We start from the raw sequence: 18060 nt of genomic DNA on the forward strand, positions 1-18060 counted from the left end.
TTTTCGTCCAATGCTACTAAAACACAATATGTGCAGAAATTTATAGTTTAGTATTCTGTAAAATAGTGCCATATTTGTCCAAATTTTTGAGATTGAAAAAGAAAATTTTACTTCTTCTAATACTTACTTCAGTTACACTGAGCGCACAAACCGTGCGTAAGTATTCCAACGAATTTATGAACATTGGTGTTGATGCAGCCGCTTTTGGAATGAGCAATGCCGTAGTGGCATCGTCTGGCGATGTTAACTCTGGTTACTGGAATCCAGCGGGTTTGGTAAATCTGGAAGACAAACAAATTTCATTGATGCACGCTTCCTATTTCGCAAATATTGCGAGTTATGACTACGCTGCTTTTGCAATGCCACTCGACGATAGAAGCGCCGTTGGGCTTTCGATAATTCGTTTTGGCGTTGATGATATTTTGAATACTACCCAGCTAATTGATAGTGAAGGAAACATTGATTATAACCGTATTAGTCTTTTTTCAACTGCAGATTATGGAGTTACGTTTTCATACGCTCGCAAGTTGCCACTTGATGGATTGAATTTTGGTGTAAATGCCAAAGTTATTAGACGAATTATTGGTGAATTTGCCTCATCTTGGGGTTTCGGACTTGATGCCGGAATTCAATTTAGAAACGATAAATGGATGTTCGGAATTATGGCGCGCGACATTACCACTACTTTTAACGCGTGGAGTATTGATGAAGAAAAATTTGCTGAAATTCAAGGTGCAGTGGAAGGCCAAAATCAAGAGCTGCCAGAAACTACCGAAATAACGATTCCAAAACTACAGTTGGGAATGGCTCGAAAGTTTATTTATCACTACGATTTTTCGTTTTTGGCAGAAGTGGATCTCAATTTCAGATTTGCTGAAACCAACGATGTTATCTCTACTTCCCTCGCAAGTATTACTCCTTCTATGGGACTTGAATTTGCTTATATAGATATGGTTTATGTGCGTGGCGGCGTTGGTAATTTTCAGAATATTCAACAACTGGATGGTAGTGATTCTGTAGGTTTTCAACCTAATATAGGCGTTGGTTTCCGTTATAAAGGTATTCAAGTGGATTATGCACTAACAGACATTGGCGATCAAAGCGCAGCCTTATACTCCAATGTGTTTTCATTGAAATTGGACTGGGATGTTTTTCGATGAAATTTTATATTCCAAAAAATAAACAGCTAACAATAATATTCGTGTCTTCGTGGTGAAAAATTGCATACTTTTTTTTATTATTCTTTTAAGTGTTTCAGCAAAAGCACAGTTTGTTCCACTATCTGAAACTTCCGAAGTTAGCATTATTACAATTGGTCCGGGACCAGAGCTTTACGATAAGTTTGGGCACAGCGCATTCAGGATCCAAGATACTTTAAATGGGGTTGATGTAGTTTTTAATTACGGAAAGTTCGATTTCGACACACCAAATTTCTACACAAAATTCGCACAAGGCAAACTGCTTTATGAGCTAGGAGTAAGTTATTATCAGCCGTTTTTTGAAAGTTATGTAGCCCAAAATCGTTGGGTTAAAGAGCAGATCCTAAACCTCAGCTATGCTGAAAAGCAGGCTGTTTCAGATTTTCTGTGGAACAATGCCAGAGCCGAAAACAAAAAATATAAATACGATTTCTTTTACGACAATTGCGCAACTAAAATTCGCGATGTTGTACAGATAGTTCTTGGCGATAAGCTGGAATATAAAGAAGATCACATAACCGAAGTATTTACTTTCCGAGAGCTTATCCAGCAGAATCTCGTTGCCAACAGTTGGGGAAGTATGGGTATAGACATTGCTTTAGGCGCTGTAATAGATAGAACAGCAAAACCTATAGAATACCAATTTCTACCTGATTACGTGTATGAGGGAGCCGCTAATGCGGTAATTTACAGAGCTGGTGCAGAAGATAATTTGGTTAAAAAAACTACTGTTCTTTTTGAAAACACGCCTAAAACAGATGGATCCAATTTTCTTTTAAGTCCGTTGTTTATTTTGGGCATACTGGGATTGTTGATTATTTTTATAACCTACCGCGACTACAAAAGAGCGACCCGAAGCCGTTATCTGGACGCTGCTATATTTACTTTTACCGGTCTTGTAGGTATATTACTTTTATTTCTTTGGTTCGCTACAGATCATACTGCTACTGCCAACAATTACAATTTGTTGTGGGCCTTTCCTATTTCGGTCGTGTTATTTTTCGCAATTTCGAAAAGTCAAGTTTCTCCAAAATTAAAAAGGTATACGGTAATGCTGATACTGTTTTTAGCACTATTAACTATTCATTGGATAACGGGCGTACAGGAATTTGCGATTGCTTTGTTACCGCTATTAATTGCGCTGGCTGTTCGCTATGTTTATTTGATGTATTTTATTTCATCCCTGCCTTCTCAAGCTGCTGAAGCAACGAGTGTGGGACAGGTTTAATAACATCCCTCCCAGCCTCCCTTCAAAGGGAGGGGTAGATTCGGAATTGATTTATGATATGTGAGCAAGATTTAAAAATTTATTTCTTTGAAGTAGGAAATACATCCCTCCCAGCCTCCCTTCAAAGGGAGGAGTAGATTCGGAATTGATTAATGATATGTTAGCAGGATTAAAAAAATTCTCTCTTTGAAATTGGAAAAACATCCCTCCCAGCCTCCCTTCAAAGGGAGGGGTAGATTCGGAATTGATTTATGATATTTAGTCTGATTAAAAATCTCTCATTCGATGTGGGAAGTAAAACGAAAATATCCAAATTTTCAATTTAGAAATAAAAACAAGTCCACACTTCGAAGAGTGGATTTACTGGAGATTTTATTAATTTAAAATTTGTAGGAAAAAATAGTTGTTTTCTTACATTTTAATGGCTTTACTATGGCTTTGCTATGGCTTTGCCTTGGCTTTGGTATAAACTATCCGTTTTGCTCACCAATCCAATCTCGTATCGAGTCCAAACGTCCTGCTTCCAGTTTCCAATTCTCCTGCTCCCAATTAGTCAATTTTAGATAACCATCAAATCACTGTCCCCTGAAAAACAAAATGGTGCTAAGCGTTTTAATCATAATTGTAATATCTAGAAAAAGGCCTCGATGTTTCATATAGTATAAATCATACTGTAGTTTTTCGAGAGAATCCTCATTGCTAGAACCATATTTGGCGTTTACCTGCGCCCAGCCTGTTAGACCGGGTTTTATGAGGTGGCGCACTTCATAAAAAGGTATTTCCTTTATAAGACCTTTTACAAATTCGGGACGTTCAGGACGCGGACCTATTACGCTCATTTCGCCTTTTAAAACATTTATAAATTGTGGAATTTCATCTATCCGAGATCTTCTTAAAAATAGACCGAATTTCGTAATACGCTTATCCTTTACTTTCGCAAACTGGGCGCCGTGCTTTTCTGCATTTTTTATCATGCTTCGCAGTTTATATATTCTGAAACGTTTACCGTTTTTACCAACTCGCTTTTGAGTGTAAAATAATGGCCCTCGATTTCCAAATAAATTTCCTATTAATAAAATTGGCAGCAATAGTATGCCGAAAGCAAGTCCAACTACTGAAAATAGCAAGTCGGTAATTCTACTAAAAAATAAATAAAGCTTGTTTTGGTTGCTTCTGCTGAACGGGAAGTATCGATAAAAATCCTTTTCTACGTGCTGCACGGGTATTCTGTGAGTCAATTCCTCGTATACTTGAGTATATTCACGGATTGGAATTCCGCTTTCAAGTAGTTTTATCAACTGTTTGTTAAGTTCAACCGTCATACCCTCCGAAAGTGGTGTGCCAACTACTACTTCAGAAACATTTGTATCTTCTGCCAGCATACAGATATCAGTGATGGATATTGCGTCTATTTCTAGGTTATTAATAATCGTAGAATCACTTGGGCCCGTATTAAAAAATCCGATAACCCGATAATTGGGATCAGACTTTTGAAGAGAAGCGACTATTTCATCAACATCTTGAGCATGGGCTATTAGCACCACTCTTTTATAAAAACGAGGTGCCGAAATAAGAATGATATATGCATACCGCCAAGTCAACATCGCCAAGTTTATAGCAAGAAAAAAGTAAACTATCTGCAATCGATTGGTAGGCAGTGTAGGAGTATAAAATGGAGTAAGTAAATAAAAAAGTACGGTTACCGAAGAAGTGATAATTACGTTTTTTACAACCACGTTAAACTTACTTGCTTTTTGAAGATTATAGAGTTCAAAAATTGTCGCAAACACTGTAAGGTACGCAGACAAAACTATGGACCACATCCAGTGTTCTGCATTAATTTTGAAATAATCAAAATCAAAAACGATACCCATCAAATAAAGCAATGCCAATACATGGACAATATCCAAGATACGAAGCAGTACTTTTCTTTCGGAAATATCAAAATGGATATTGCTTTTGGCCATTATCAGTTGTGGGATGTTGGTTGTCTGTTGTAGGTTGTCGACAACTCAAAACGGTTAAAAGTTCGAAATTACGATTTTAACTATCAATTTTTCAAAGCTTTCAATAAAATACAAATTTATTTAAAAATTAAGATTCCAATAGTTTTATCCATTGTTGTTTTACTTTATTCCAATCAAACGTTTCAATTTTAATTCTTGCATTTGTAGCTATTTTTTGTGCTTTTAATTCGTCCAAACAAAGCGCTTCAATGGCTTTCACAAAAAATTCTGAATTATTAGGCGGAACCAATATACCGTCAATTTCATTTTGAATTAAAAAAGGCAAACCGCCTACGTTTGTGGAAATAACCGGAAGCCCCAAAGCCATAGCTTCCATTACGCTTACAGGCATATTATCGAAATTGGTCGTATTTATAAATATGTCATATTTTGTCGAAAGCACAATCCACTCTTTCTTTTGCAGCAATCCTGTGAAAGTAACAGGCAACTTTAATTCATCAACTATTTTTTTGCAATGCTCCAAGGTTCCGTCCTTATCTGGACCGACCATGCAAAGAGAAACATCCACTCCCTTTTTCTTTAGCATTTCCACTACTTCCAACGCCAACATAGGATTATATATTTCAGAAAAGGAACGCACCCATAATAGTTTTGGCTTTAAAGTTTTTCGCAGGATGAAGGGATAATGCTCTATTTCAATCGAATTAGGAATATAGGTTATATTTTGAATACCTGAGTTCTTGAATTGCTCCATCATGTATTTTGAAGGTGCTACATTTTTATATGCTTTTTCAAAAAGAGTTTTGCTTAAACGTGGGTTTTGCTTTAATCTGTCAGGAAGATTCCCACCGTGTAAAATAGGAATATAACACAATCTGAAATATCGGCACATCCAACCAATTAAAACTGCGTAATAAAAATTTTGCGTGCTATAGGTATCAATTAAAACCAAATCCACCATTTTCCTATTTTTGATGGTAACTATTGCCATATCTATCATTCTACTAATCTTGTTCCTTTTTGAAGAAGCGGTAATTAGCGAATAACCCTCGGCTTCTAGTTTCACAGAGAGCAAATCTATAGCTGTTGGAGGCTTCCCTTGAGCAGCCAGTTTATTTCCTATGTAAAGTAGTTTTTTTCTTTGGCGCATAATCTATATTCAACAAACATAAGGCATAAATAAATGCTGGGGCGGCTATTCGCATGGAGGAATGATTAATGGTTAAAAACCAGAAACACAAAAAGGAAAATAAATAAATATTCGATTTATGCTGGGTCCAAAAAACTAAAGGGGTTATAAGTAAAATTAGCAATGCTAAAATTCCAAATAATCCGTGTTCCGACAGTAATCGGCTTACTTCGTTATGGCTAGCAGCCTCAACATTTGTAAGTTCCAGCCTATATTCTTTAGATTTTCCCACGCCTATTCCTGTGAAGGGTGCCTCTGCAAAAGCTTGCAATTCAGTTTTGAATATTTCAGATCTTCCTGTACCAATATTCTCCCTTTCCATTCCAGCGGCATCTTGGTTGGCATATCTATTATCAATTAAACCAAAAGTGGCAATTGAACTTATTATCCAAATTCCTATAATCACAGAACCCATTACAACCATCTTTGGCACTAAACGAACTTTTTGTTTAGCTCCAGATTTTAAATAGAAAAAAAACAGAAATAAAATAGCACAAGCTACTGCAGTTACCACACCTCCACGAGAAAATGTAATTAATGCACGATAACCAATGACCGATAAAAGAACTAAGTCTACAATATTTATAGTTCTATTTTTAATCAGAAATATCCTCGCGAAAAGTATAAACGCTCCTAAACCTAACACGGTTGATACTTGATTGGGTCCAAAACCTCCCGAGGCGGCAAAGTTTGAAGACGTACCTGTTAAAACATCCCGAATACTTGGCGAATAGAGGAACAAATACACTGTTATAGAGATAATAGGAAGCAAAACTGCGAGTAATATAGTTTGCATTCGAGCGATTGGTATTGTCCTATCATAACAGTATAAGGCCGCCACGCCCAGGCAAACTGGTCCACTTAAATTAAAGCCTATGGCATTTCCCACATTAGTATCATAATTTAAATTTAAGATAGAAAATACAACCCCAGGAACGAGGAAAACCAAATAAATAAAATACGGTACTGAGGTTTTTTTAAATCCTTTATAAAACATTCCAATTAACATAAATCCTGCGACCGCATATTTCGCAAATTCGTAACTAATTGCGCCACCCGTCATTCTAGATAATACTTCAAAACCCGTAATATAACCAGCAGCAATCAGAACCTCATCCTTTTGGTTTGAGTTAGATATAATTCGATACAGAAAATAAAAGCAGATTGCTATCAAATAATACTTAGAAAGCGCGTTAAATGCGAAAATGGCAAAGCCTAAGGCTATGTGAAATGCCAAAAGATGAAAATAAAATTTGTTTTGTGAAGGTCTTATTTGCTTAAGTCTTTATAAATTTTCAGCAATTTAGGGATTATAGCGTCCTCTGCATAATTTTCTGCAATATGCGCAGAAAAGGCCATCCCATCGGCGATCCTTTTTTCTTCATTTTCAATATAAAATAGAAGTGCAGCCGCAAGAGCCTCCGCATTTTTGGGAGACACAATTTTCCCAAATCCGTTTACAACCTCTTTACACTCGCCTACATCTGTACATATTACAGGCAAACTAGCGGAGCCGTACTCTAGTAAAGATATAGGCAACCCCTCTGAAAGTGAAGACAGAACCCCAATATCTGCAGTTTTTAATATCTGATGAATCCCTGTTTGTGATCCATAAATATATACATCATTTAGATGATTATCGAAAATAAAACTTTCAATTATAGCTGTATTTCTCTTATCATCAATTGCTCCAATAAAATGCAAGGAAACATTCAAATTCCTTTCCTGAATTATTTTATAAGCTTTTAAGAGATTTATATGATCTTTTTGTGGCCTTAAATTGGCGACACAAATTATCTTTAAGGAACTACTATTTTCTAGAACAATGGATGGTAGAGATTTATCAGAGCTCACAAAATTGGAAAGATAAAATACTTTTTTTGTTCTTAATTTTTCTTCTGCCCAAATCTTCAAAAGTTTGTTTACTGAAATAATGGCTGCAAAAGAATTACTGCAAAATTTCAACAATAAATGCTTTCTATCCTTTAACATTTCACTATTGCCGTAGTGATCGTGCCAAACTATTTTCACATTTGAAACAGTCATTTTTAACAGAGCTGCAAAAAAATAAGAAGTAGAATGTGCGTGAACAATTTCAATATTATTTTGCTTTACAAAACGCGTCAATTTCAATAACGCTCCAAAATCTAAAGCGCCACGCTTGTTCAAAAAACAATAACCCACTTTTACATCCAATTCTTTTTTAAGCTCCCCTTCCTTTCTAGTGGCACACAAATACGAATACAACCCTAAGCTGCTCAAAGCATTGGCAATATTGACCGCCACGCGTTCGGCACCACCTGGATTTAGGGAATCTATAAGTTGCAGTAGCCGCATTAAATTAATTTTTTGAGTTCCGCTTCAAAGATCTCTAATGTATATTGATGGCTCCATTTAGAACCTTGATCTGCCAATTGCAGCAATGTTTCCTTATGCTCTAATAACTCTAGTATTTTTTCAGTATCATCTTCCACGTCCAAAGTTAGCAATATCCCCCGGTTTCCGTGATCCAGCATCCAAGGCACACAGGAAATCGGTGTCACCAAAGGCACAACACCCCAAAACATGGCCTCTGCCACTACTTTTGGCCAACCCTCAGATTGGGATGGCAAGATCAGAAAATGACTTTGTCTATATGCGGCTTCTACAACCTCTGAAGCTTGGTTTCCATGCAGCTTGACAAAGGCACCCAGATTTTTTTCAATAATGTATTCTTCAAGAACCTCACGCTGCACTCCTTCCCCGTAAAAATCCAGCTGACAGTCAATTCCCTTATTCCTTAAATTTTCTACTATTTGAAGTGCATAAAGCGGACGTTTTCCTTTGGCAAGCGTACCTACAAACATAATGCGCAAAGTATCATTATAGCTCTTGGTGAGAATCTCCTCAATTTTCTCTTCCGAATAGCTAGCTGTAAAAAAAGGCTTAATATTTTTGGATTGTTCGGGCCATTCCCCGTAAACAAGTACTTTCATATTCCGCGTTAAGAAGGTATTTGAAAGAATCCATTTTTGCAGGCGGTAGCTCCAAGGTTGTTTTGCCTTTGGATCCCAATTGCCGGCGTATTTGGCGGTCTTTTTTTTCTTCGGAAAGAATACCTGTACAATACATCCTAAAAGTCCAATATTTCCAGGGCAGCGCAGATGAATGTGATCTGCACGTTTCATAGCCCTAAAAAGATATAAGAAAATTTTTGGGAGTTTGATTATTGTTTTTACTATTTCAATAAAGGAAAGCAATGAAATAGTAGAAATCTCTGAAAATTTTATATCATTATTTTTATACGGAAGCATTATCATCGAAGGATGATCCTTTTCACGGGGTGCAACTATTTCAACAGAATCCACATGTTTTAACCAAAGATTCATTTCCTTTACATAGGGGCCATAAGCATAATAGCGACCTTCATTAAAAATATGCGCAGTATGTGAAATGATAAGGAAATTCATCGCGCCGTTGGTTTATTAAACAAGAGACTAAACCAACCAGAGGCTCTACCAATAGCCTCGCTAAATGCTCCTTTTTTATCGGAAGAAGAGAATGCATTGCTAAAACGGATCAAAGTGAGTAAAAACGAAGTAGCGTTCCATTTAAAGCGTGCTTTTAATGAAGGGTTTGGGTGCTTTACCCGCCAAACATACCATCCATTTCTGACAACCATTTTACCGTATTTGTAAAGGACTGGTCGACCAGATGCTTCGTGAAAATGGTAAAGCTGAGCAGCAGTATTAACGTATAACTTCCCTATATTGGAAAGCCGCAATGTAAAATCGGCATCCTCATAAAGTCCATAGCCCTCAAAATATTCAGAGAACTGTTCAGTCTCCAACACTTTCTTTTTATAGGAAGCAACTCCGCCCATAAACTGTTCTACTTTGTAAATTTTTCCACTAGGCGGAAGAAAGCTTACGCTCCTGCCGTGACCGAAATCTGGAAAGTGCGCCGGCGGTCTATCTGCATCCAGCCCAAGTTTTTTACGAAGCACAAAGCGGGAGCCATCTTTGCGAGTCCAGCCATCGTAAGTATATTCATTAGGTCTCAACTGTACTCGACCCGATATATCAGACCGTTTATTCTCGGTATGATTATTCTTCCACCACTTAACTTCATTAATAATATACCCGCCCACCCCCAGAGCTTCGGGATGGATGGAATACGTTTTTAAAAGTTCTTCAAAATAAGTTTCGGTCAAAACAGTGTCGTCGTCCAAAAAGCAGACTATTTCAATATCATCCCCAATCTTTTCGATCCCATAATTACGCTGCCGCGTTAGACCGCGGTCCTTTTCGGTTACTTTAAAATATTTTAGATTTTTAAAATAATTCTTTTTAATCTCAATTTCTGTAGCATTATCTATAGACCCGTCCACAATCAAGATTTCATTTGGGTACAGCGTCTGATTTTCTACCGAAGTAAGTAGCTTCAGTAAAGGCTGTGGTCGCATATAGGTGCAGATGATAAGGGAGAATTTCATAATGCATCAAGTTTTTTAGCCCAATAAACACTTTTTTTCCATCGCTTTTTCATCATTTTCATATACCTCAACGGGTTTTTGATGGCTTGTCTGCTGTAAAACTTAAAGAACAATACCGTCTTATAACCTAATATTTGTTCGCGAGTGTTGTGTTTTATTTTAAACAGCATCACCGTTGGGGAAGGTTTTGGAGATATGTTTTCATCTTCCCAAGGTAGTAACACCTTATTTCTAAACCCTCCAATGGGTGCTTTTGAGTGAACCAATTTAATAAAGGGGTTATAAAGTATATCTACACCTATATTACGAATTTGCATGCCAAAATCTGCATCTTCCCCAAAACCATGTTCATAGCCGATGTCAAATTTAACTTTTTCGGCAATTTTTTTAGAGATAATACTACATCCCGATCCAAAAGTTCCCCATTGCAAAACATCAGTTATTTGTTCCGACTCATTTTCCTTAAGACAGCTTACCGTAAATACATTTGAATTATATTTCTCAATAAAATAAAAACATCCATCAATAAAGTTATTTGGAATACGGATATCATCATCTGCAAGAAAAACCCATGATGATTTCACTTCATTTAGTGCGATATTTCGTGCATTACAAGCACCTGTTTTATGAATAAATTTATGGATAATTCTAAATGGCCAAGAATCATTCTGTAGGTAATCAAGTTCAGTTTGAGAAGTTGGGTCGGGGTTTTGTTCTACAATAATTACATTTTGGGGCAACAATGTTTGTTCTGAAAGATCTTTTAAAACATCGTGTAAATACAGCTTACGTCCTATGGAAGGGATTACCACATCTATCTGCTTTTCAATTTTCTTAGTTTTATCACTATTAAAATCCGACTTTGACAGTTTATCAACAATCGCAAATTTTCTATAAAAAAAGCTTTTCAACAAAGAGATTACGGGGAATTTCTTTTCGTAAATAAATAGATTCAAAAATAATAAAAACACCCACCGCGTTCTATAATGCTGCTTTACAAAATGAAATAAGGTATTAAGAGAGAATTTATTTTGAAAGCTAAGTGGAGTTACTCCATTTTCCCTAACCAGTAAAACCGGAGCTGAATAACAGAGCAGCCCTTTCGGCTGTCCGTTTTTCGCAAGTGAGTTTAGAAAATACTCAAAGTCTTTTAGATCCCTAAGTTCCTGGAATTGCAATAATGCCTCGGCATAAACACCTCCTACATCACTGCTCATAAGCCAAGTGGGATATGTTACGTCCCTATTTATTTTTAGAAAGGGAGAATCCTCAACATAACCAATACGGTCAGATAGAAGATAAACACCAGAAATAGAAAATGAAGCCAATACCCGTTTATGATGAAAAATAGAATTAACTCCATCTATATTTAAAAAGGTCTCTAATTCAGCAGCGCACCATATGAATAAGGCATCAGGAAATTTTTCTGCAATACTGAAAATAGCTGGAACCAAATCTTTTCCTAAATAGGCTGAAAGACCTGTTATTCCTTTAACGGATACAATTTTATTATGCTTGTGTAGGAGTAGGATCATTTTTTTACAAATTTTTCATAAAAATCGACGCTTTGTTTAGCTACTACTCCCATTGCAAACTGCTTTTCCACTTTTTTTCTCGCTGCTTCCCCAAAAGATTGTCGCAATGCTCGGTCTTCCAAAAGCTGACTAATTTTCTCGGCGAATAGCGAGTGATTTGTTGGATGCACCAAAAAACCATTTTTACCATTATCCACCACTTCCTTTGCCCACCCAATATTTGAAGCGACAATTGCCTTTTTCAGCGCCATGGCTTCAATCCAGGATACTGGAAGTGCCTCAGCGAAGGTAGGAAAAACGCAGACAGTGGCTTTGGCTATATGTTTGCTTATGTCGGTATAAGAAACTACACCCTTGTAGTCCACGTTTTCTAGGGCTTCTGAAGTAAAAAGTGGCTGCATCAACTGCCAAGTTGAGATGCTTCCCGATTGTTTGTCGGCACTGTCTTTCCCTATTAAAATAAGTTTTGCCATCGGTTCCTTTTTTAGCACCTCATTAAAAATATATGGCAATTCCAAAAGTCCTTTTTTGCGAATCAAGGTTCCAAAATACAAGATTGTGGGTTCCTCAGTTTCTATATTTTTTGGTCGAAACTTACTAATATCTATAGAATTAGGGATTACTGTTATTTCCTTTTTAAGGGCGAACAATCTTTTGGTAACCTCTGCCGTAAACTGGCTTACGGAAATAATACCATCTGCCTTTTGCAAAGCTCGTTTTTCCAGAAATTTGTTTTTAGCTTTCACAGGGCGTTTGTCCAAATGACAAAAATAGGTATCGCTACCATTTAAGCGAATCACCAAGGGACATTTAGGTTGTACAAAGGCTGTAAAGCCAGTCCAATCTGGCGCTTCTACTATATCCAGTTTATTTTCCGCATACAGTTTATTGATTAACCGCTGTACTTTATATTGAGTAAGCAGTAGGGCCAGGCCCTTAACCTTTATATTTTTTATTTGGTTAACCGTGATCCCGTTGTCATCAAATACAGCCTCCTCCTTTTGTTGATAAACCAGTACAGAAACTTGATGCCCAAGCTTTACCAACCCTGTGGCCAGATTTAATATACTAGTTCCCAAACCACCAGATTTACCGGTTTTTTCATGAGGATATTCGGGGGTTAGGAAGGCGATTTTCATTGTATTATATATATATAATTCTCCACCATCCTTTCAAGCCCAAAGTTTTCTTCTATATAAGGGCGGGTATTTTCCGTGATCGATTTTGACCCGTTCAGCAATTCTTCTATATTCTCTTTCAATTCTTCCACATTTTTCGCTTGAAAAATATAGCCATTTATACCATTGGAAACAACTTCTGTATTACCACCAACCGGAGTGGTTATCACTGGCACATTGGCGGCTAAGCTTTCCAAAAGAGTTAAACTGAAACACTCCATATACGTGGGATGCAGCAAGTAATCATACTTACAGTATATTTCGGAAAGATTGGGCAAACTGCCTTTAAAGCTAAAATTTTCCTCTACCCTTAATGCTTTCATTTGTTTCAAAAGCTGCATCTTAAATAGCCCTTCCCCATACACATCTATAATCAGATTAACTTTTAACTTATTTATAATCTTAGAAACTGCCAAAATTAGGTCTTGAATTCCCTTTGTCTCTACCAAGTGTGCAACGACTATAAACGAAGGATTTTTGGGGTTTCGAACAGCTCTGGCTTTAATGTTTTCCAGTAAAATACCGTTGTATATAATTTGGCATTTTGGTTTAATATGCTTTCCAAAGTCGCATATTAATTCATTAATGCTATATTGAGAGACACCTACAAAAAGATTGATATATTTAGAATATAATCTTCCCTTAATTCGTTTTAGTATTTTCTTTTTAATAGAGTATCCGTTTAACGGCCTAGAATTATGATCTACTGCAATAATTTTAGCAGGAAGAATATTTTTTACGTTTTTGTAAAATGAAGTGCATATTTCTAAAAAATGCGTAATGACATGGGAATAAGAAACTTTATTTTCTTGTAAATGATTTAGAAATAAACTTTCGATCGATTTCCCGTCCGCCGCAATAATATTCAATTTTCCATATTCTCCGTGATTTCCACCATTCGGAAAAAACCAATCTACAGCTATGTTTTGTGTTTTACAGCTTTCGTCAAATTGCCAAAAAAAATAGTCCATGCCCCCTATTCTATCGGGCATTAATCTATAATTGCAAAGTACGGCAACACGGTTTTTCATTTTCCAGTTGTTAAGTTTAAAAGCGATTGAACCATTCTTTTACTTGTTCCTTGAAGCGGCTTCCCAATTTGTAAATTAAGTAATTCCTTTTGCTGTGCTAATCTCGCCGATGGGTTTTTTATAGTAACATTAATTTCTGCTATTAATTGCTTTTCATCTTTTGCGATTGCTACTGCCCCACTTTCCACCACACGTTCATAATGACCGTACTTCAAATATTTTTGATCGTTATATAGACCGTTATTTATATTTCCAAATACAGGGTTTATTACCGGTTTGTCAAAAATCATAAAATCCAGCCCCATGGTGGAACACATATTTACATTTAAATCGCAATATGTTAATAGAGAGCGTAAATCTGTAAGATCTTGCGCAAGTGGAACGCGCTGCGACCAAGGTTCAGGATGGTTAACACGTGTGAGTTTCCATTCAGGGAAATTCCATTGTATCCAAGGATAATCTGCCTTGATTTCTGAAAATCGCTCGCCATCTTCTGCTGGCGAAGTACGCACAATAAAATTAATCCTTGAAATTGACTCATCTGTAATTGCACGTGCAATGGTCTTAATATACAATACATCATTTTTACTGGTCGAAACATCTCCACAACTGTAACAAATTGTTTTCAAATCTGGATTTAGTGAAAATTGTTTATAGAAATTTTCTTTTGAAGATTCATATTTCTCCATCACATAGGGTTCAAATTGCGGTGTACCAACAACGGCAACAACTTGTTTCTTGGTATTAGGATAAAATTGATGTAATTCTTGCTTCATTAAATCGCTCCAAACAAGAAAGGCATCGAAAGGGGCTGCCATTCGCCCTTTTGAAGGTAAATTATCCCAACTAAAAATAAACGAACAGGTTTTAATCCCAAGTTTTTTCGCAGCATGATCCAATGGTGCTAAATACGGGGCACGCTGATGGGTAAAAAAAAGAATATCTGGATTGTGCTTTAATAGTAAACTAAAATAGGCTTTCGTGACTTTGTCCTTTGCAAAACTATTTTTTTGAAGTTTATAATAATAAGAAATGTTGCTTTCACTGTGGAAAAATTCGGTTATAAAAAATATTATTCTGGTCAGTAAACCTCGTTTAGAATTAGATTGAGGTTTGTTTTTATCAAGATTAGTTTTTATTCCAAAAAAATATTTTTTGTGATTTTGCATATGAGCAACTTCCTTCATTTTTCTAAAAAACCAAGTTAACCCAGACTCTTTGAATATGGGTAACTCCACTATAGAAATTTTTCGGGAACTAATATCCTTATAAATTTTTTCCTGTAAACCGGAGTATATAATGATCTCATCAAATTCTTTTAGCGCCCGTTCTGGAAAATCGCTAAGTACAAAGTTTCGGTAACCTACTCCATCTACAATGACCAACCCCAACGTTTTCATAGTTTCCCTATATTTTTTAAAAATTTATCAACTATAAACTCTTCAGTCATATTCATTGAATCCAAGGTAGCACCTGCAATATGTGGGGTAATAATGCAATTGATATGTTCTTTAGCATACTGCAATACCACATTTTTATTCCTTTTTTCAGGAAACAACTCATCCCTCAATACATCTGTGGCAATACCAGCCAACTTTTTCTCTTTTAATAAAGAAACAACCGCATTTTCATCCCAAATTGCTCCGCGGGAAGTATTAATAAGATAGCCGCCTTGTTTAACATGGGTCAAACGCTCTTTGTTTAAGAAGTTTTGGTTATTAGCATTAAGAGGGATATGTATAGAAACAATATCTGAAAGCTCTAGTAATTTCTCTATCGAGCCAATATAATTGGAATGCTGTTGTTTTTCAGGGTTTATATCGTAGTATAGCCATTCCATGTTAAATGCTTGTGCGTAATGTGCTACTTGCTTACCCACGCGACCATAACCTAAAATACCCAACTTTAGTACTCCCAAGTTTCGAGATTTAAAGTTATCGCGCTCCCAGTTTCCTTTTTTTACATCTTCAAAAGACTGGGGTATTTTTCGAAGCAAGGATAATAATAAAGCCCAAGTATGTTCTGCTGTGGAAGGGATACTTTCCAAAAATTCGACTTCTCCTTTTAATGAAATAATCTCTATTTTTTTTATTTCAGCAGCTTCACTCTCTATATGATCTAAGCCAGTTGTGGGAGTTAAGATGTATTTTAGGGAGTGGCACTGGGTTATAAAATCTTTAGAAAAATAATGTTTTAAACGAACCATGAGCAAATCTGCATCTTTGCAAGCATTTTTTAACTCGGACTCTGTAAATGGCCCCTTGAAAATCGACCCCAACTCCCCTAGTTTTTTTAGCGCAACAGGTGAAAAATCCTCCGGTTCGGTGATTACAATTTTCATAAGAATATTTCTTTCCAGGGTTTTATCAATTTCTCGAGAATATATAAGTCTTGTAGCGTATCTATATTTACCGCCCATCGGGCATCCATAATATATGCTGCTTTTTTAGAAGGCATCAAAGTTTTTTTACTCCTTAGAACTTCGCTTTTTACGGCATAAATACAGCCGTTTCGCTTATATATTTTTGGTAGATCTTGCCGTCGTTTTGTTTCTTCAACCGGGTATAATGGTTGCATAAAGTTCTCTGAAACCTTATACATTCTAGCGGGATGGTCATCGTCAACAGCCACCACACTTATTACACCTTCTGCTTTTGTTTGCTTCATCAAAGCTATCGCCTCGTCTATATTTTTTCCAGTGCGCAAAGGTGCTGTAGGTTGCAAGAGTATAACTACATCATAAAATTCGCCTTCATTTTCCAAGCGTTCTAATTCCCATAAAACAGTATCTACCACATCTGCTGAATCTGTTGCAAGGTTCTCGGGGCGTTTGCTAACCTCTACCGTTAATCGTTGGGCTTCCTCTTCAATTTTTTTACTGTCTGTTGAAATCACCAAGCGATCAATCAACTTACTGGAGCGTGCACATTTTATTGCGTATTCTAGCAAACTACTTCCATCTACTTCAAGAAGGTTTTTATCTTTTATCCCCTTACTACCTCCGCGTGCTGGTATAATTGCAAGAACTTTCATCAATATGTAATTGTTTTATGAAAACGGAGATCTGCGGTTGCCAAAATCTCAGCAATTTTTTTACCAGCGTCTCCTTCACCGTAAACATTAGAAGATTTTTGTGCTGAGTGATTAAGACAATTTAGAACGGCCTCCTTGATAGCTTCCTTATCATAAGTTACATCCACAACATTATTTCCTCTTAGTCTCCTGTATTGCCGAGTTCCTATGTTTACTGCGGGAATACCCATAAAAGAGCATTCCCTTATTCCTACACTGCTGTTTCCTATCAAGCATTTGCTGTAGCGAAGTAGCCGTAAAAAATCTTCTGGCTCCATATTTTTAAAAAAGCGAATGTTTTCTGGATCATATTTTTCTCTAAAACTTCTAATACCTTTTGAAGTACCATCTGATCCAGAATCTACGTTAGGCCAAAACCAAAATGTTGGAATGTTGAGTTCTGAAATGGCTTCTAGGGTTAAAGTGATATGTTGTTTTGCGGCCTCGTACTCATGGGTTACAGGATGCTGCATAACAACTAAATACGGACTCCCTGTATCAATATTAGCACCTACTCCTCCGTATTTTTTAATGGGTTGAAAGCCAATATCTGTACCTTTCATAACCTCAGCCGCCAAATCGATTGAAGGACAACCTGTATTGATAACATAATTTTCATCCTCACCTAATTTTATAACTCGCTGTCTTGCGTCTTCCGAGGCTACTAAATGCAAATCGGCTAACTTAGTATTAGCGTGGCGTACCTTTTCGTCAATATTACCCGTAACCTCCCCACCTTGAATATGCACCAGCGGAATATTTTGATAGGCCGCAGCAATACTAGTTGCGATGGTTTCAAACCTATCAGCAATTGTTATCACCGCATCGGGGCGCAAATTGTAAAAAACATTGGCGAGTTCCATAACCCCAAGTCCCGTAGTCTTTGCCATTGCTGTAGGATTTTCTCCTTCTAGAACCATGAATACTTTTTCGGTTACAGTAAATCCATCTCGCTCTATAAAATCAATCGCATTTCCATAGCGGTCTAATAAGGCGGAGCCTGCAATTACTAATTGTAGATCCAACTCGGGGTGCTCGTTAATAGCTGTAAGTGCAGATTTTATGCGACTATAAGAGGGACGTGCGGTAATCACTACGCAGATTTTGCGCTTTTTCATTGGGATAGATTGTGGTTAGGGATAAAAGTAATCAAAACAAGTCAATAATCGATATGATGGGTTTCTTGA

The 18060-nt window shown here is 36.7% G+C and carries 15 protein-coding genes; 2 read left to right on the plus strand and 13 right to left on the minus strand.

Features of this window, described 5'->3' with window-relative positions; translation table 11 throughout:
- The first annotated feature begins 92 nt into the window (after window positions 1-92).
- Both AC3RVG_RS11990 and AC3RVG_RS11995 read left to right on the plus strand, forming a co-directional pair.
- Window positions 93-1160, plus strand: a complete 1068-nt coding sequence (locus AC3RVG_RS11990; RefSeq protein ID WP_489691703.1) for a putative type IX sorting system protein PorV2 — start codon at window positions 93-95, stop codon at window positions 1158-1160.
- 52 nt (window positions 1161-1212) lie between these two features.
- A complete protein-coding gene (locus tag AC3RVG_RS11995) occupies window positions 1213-2427 on the plus strand; it encodes a lipoprotein N-acyltransferase Lnb domain-containing protein (RefSeq protein ID WP_489691704.1) in 1215 nt (404 codons plus the stop codon).
- Window positions 2428-3002: 575 nt separating this feature from the next.
- Here AC3RVG_RS11995 and AC3RVG_RS12000 read toward each other — a convergent pair.
- From AC3RVG_RS12000 to neuC, 13 genes are all read right to left on the minus strand, one after another.
- Window positions 3003-4394, minus strand: a complete 1392-nt coding sequence (locus AC3RVG_RS12000) for a sugar transferase (RefSeq protein WP_489691705.1) — start codon at window positions 4392-4394, stop codon at window positions 3003-3005.
- 127 nt (window positions 4395-4521) lie between these two features.
- On the minus strand, window positions 4522-5544 hold the full coding sequence (locus AC3RVG_RS12005; RefSeq protein WP_489691706.1) for a glycosyltransferase family 4 protein: 1023 nt from the start codon (window positions 5542-5544) through the stop codon (window positions 4522-4524).
- Window positions 5507-6820 (minus strand): O-antigen ligase family protein, encoded by a 1314-nt coding sequence (locus tag AC3RVG_RS12010; RefSeq protein WP_489691707.1) that lies wholly within the window; start codon window positions 6818-6820, stop codon window positions 5507-5509. The genes AC3RVG_RS12005 and AC3RVG_RS12010 overlap by 38 nt, the downstream gene beginning before the upstream one ends.
- Window positions 6821-6852: 32 nt before the next feature.
- Window positions 6853-7920, minus strand: a complete 1068-nt coding sequence (locus AC3RVG_RS12015) for a glycosyltransferase (RefSeq protein ID WP_489691708.1) — start codon at window positions 7918-7920, stop codon at window positions 6853-6855.
- Window positions 7920-9032: a glycosyltransferase family 4 protein gene (locus AC3RVG_RS12020; protein WP_489691709.1), complete on the minus strand. Its 1113-nt coding sequence runs from the start codon at window positions 9030-9032 to the stop codon at window positions 7920-7922. Before AC3RVG_RS12020 ends, AC3RVG_RS12015 begins: the two co-directional genes overlap by 1 nt.
- Window positions 9029-10057, minus strand: a complete 1029-nt coding sequence (locus AC3RVG_RS12025) for a glycosyltransferase family 2 protein (RefSeq protein ID WP_489691710.1) — start codon at window positions 10055-10057, stop codon at window positions 9029-9031. Before AC3RVG_RS12025 ends, AC3RVG_RS12020 begins: the two co-directional genes overlap by 4 nt.
- Window positions 10054-11592, minus strand: coding sequence for a glycosyltransferase family 2 protein (locus AC3RVG_RS12030; protein WP_489691711.1), 1539 nt, complete (start codon window positions 11590-11592; stop codon window positions 10054-10056). Before AC3RVG_RS12030 ends, AC3RVG_RS12025 begins: the two co-directional genes overlap by 4 nt.
- Entirely contained in the window at window positions 11589-12731 is a 1143-nt protein-coding gene (locus AC3RVG_RS12035; protein WP_489691712.1) for a glycosyltransferase family 4 protein, read from the minus strand. Before AC3RVG_RS12035 ends, AC3RVG_RS12030 begins: the two co-directional genes overlap by 4 nt.
- Window positions 12728-13801 carry a glycosyltransferase family 4 protein gene (locus tag AC3RVG_RS12040; RefSeq protein ID WP_489691713.1) on the minus strand — a complete coding sequence of 358 codons (1074 nt, stop codon included), beginning with the start codon at window positions 13799-13801 and terminating at the stop codon, window positions 12728-12730. The genes AC3RVG_RS12035 and AC3RVG_RS12040 overlap by 4 nt, the downstream gene beginning before the upstream one ends.
- Window positions 13798-15201 carry a hypothetical protein gene (locus AC3RVG_RS12045; RefSeq protein WP_489691714.1) on the minus strand — a complete coding sequence of 468 codons (1404 nt, stop codon included), beginning with the start codon at window positions 15199-15201 and terminating at the stop codon, window positions 13798-13800. The genes AC3RVG_RS12040 and AC3RVG_RS12045 overlap by 4 nt, the downstream gene beginning before the upstream one ends.
- Window positions 15198-16142, minus strand: coding sequence for an NAD(P)-dependent oxidoreductase (locus AC3RVG_RS12050; RefSeq protein WP_489691715.1), 945 nt, complete (start codon window positions 16140-16142; stop codon window positions 15198-15200). Before AC3RVG_RS12050 ends, AC3RVG_RS12045 begins: the two co-directional genes overlap by 4 nt.
- Complete coding sequence (locus tag AC3RVG_RS12055) at window positions 16139-16834, minus strand: acylneuraminate cytidylyltransferase family protein (RefSeq protein WP_489691950.1); 696 nt, start codon at window positions 16832-16834, stop codon at window positions 16139-16141. The genes AC3RVG_RS12050 and AC3RVG_RS12055 overlap by 4 nt, the downstream gene beginning before the upstream one ends.
- A complete protein-coding gene (gene neuC / locus AC3RVG_RS12060; RefSeq protein ID WP_489691716.1) occupies window positions 16834-17991 on the minus strand; it encodes a UDP-N-acetylglucosamine 2-epimerase in 1158 nt (385 codons plus the stop codon). The genes AC3RVG_RS12055 and neuC overlap by 1 nt, the downstream gene beginning before the upstream one ends.
- Window positions 17992-18060: the final 69 nt, after the last annotated feature.

Source organism: Aequorivita sp. IT1282 (assembly GCF_058068205.1).

Bases quoted from the DNA above. Each gene is read 5' to 3' on its own strand.
- AC3RVG_RS12000 (WP_489691705.1), bottom strand. From the start codon at position 4,394: ATGGCCAAAAGCAATATCCATTTTGATATTTCCGAAAGAAAAGTACTG.
- AC3RVG_RS12005 (WP_489691706.1), bottom strand. From the start codon at position 5,544: ATGCGCCAAAGAAAAAAACTACTTTACATAGGAAATAAACTGGCTGCT.
- AC3RVG_RS12015 (WP_489691708.1), bottom strand. From the start codon at position 7,920: ATGCGGCTACTGCAACTTATAGATTCCCTAAATCCAGGTGGTGCCGAA.
- AC3RVG_RS12020 (WP_489691709.1), bottom strand. From the start codon at position 9,032: ATGAATTTCCTTATCATTTCACATACTGCGCATATTTTTAATGAAGGT.
- AC3RVG_RS12025 (WP_489691710.1), bottom strand. From the start codon at position 10,057: ATGAAATTCTCCCTTATCATCTGCACCTATATGCGACCACAGCCTTTA.
- AC3RVG_RS12030 (WP_489691711.1), bottom strand. From the start codon at position 11,592: ATGATCCTACTCCTACACAAGCATAATAAAATTGTATCCGTTAAAGGA.
- AC3RVG_RS12035 (WP_489691712.1), bottom strand. From the start codon at position 12,731: ATGAAAATCGCCTTCCTAACCCCCGAATATCCTCATGAAAAAACCGGT.
- AC3RVG_RS12040 (WP_489691713.1), bottom strand. From the start codon at position 13,801: ATGAAAAACCGTGTTGCCGTACTTTGCAATTATAGATTAATGCCCGAT.
- AC3RVG_RS12045 (WP_489691714.1), bottom strand. From the start codon at position 15,201: ATGAAAACGTTGGGGTTGGTCATTGTAGATGGAGTAGGTTACCGAAAC.
- AC3RVG_RS12050 (WP_489691715.1), bottom strand. From the start codon at position 16,142: ATGAAAATTGTAATCACCGAACCGGAGGATTTTTCACCTGTTGCGCTA.
- AC3RVG_RS12055 (WP_489691950.1), bottom strand. From the start codon at position 16,834: ATGAAAGTTCTTGCAATTATACCAGCACGCGGAGGTAGTAAGGGGATA.
- neuC (WP_489691716.1), bottom strand. From the start codon at position 17,991: ATGAAAAAGCGCAAAATCTGCGTAGTGATTACCGCACGTCCCTCTTAT.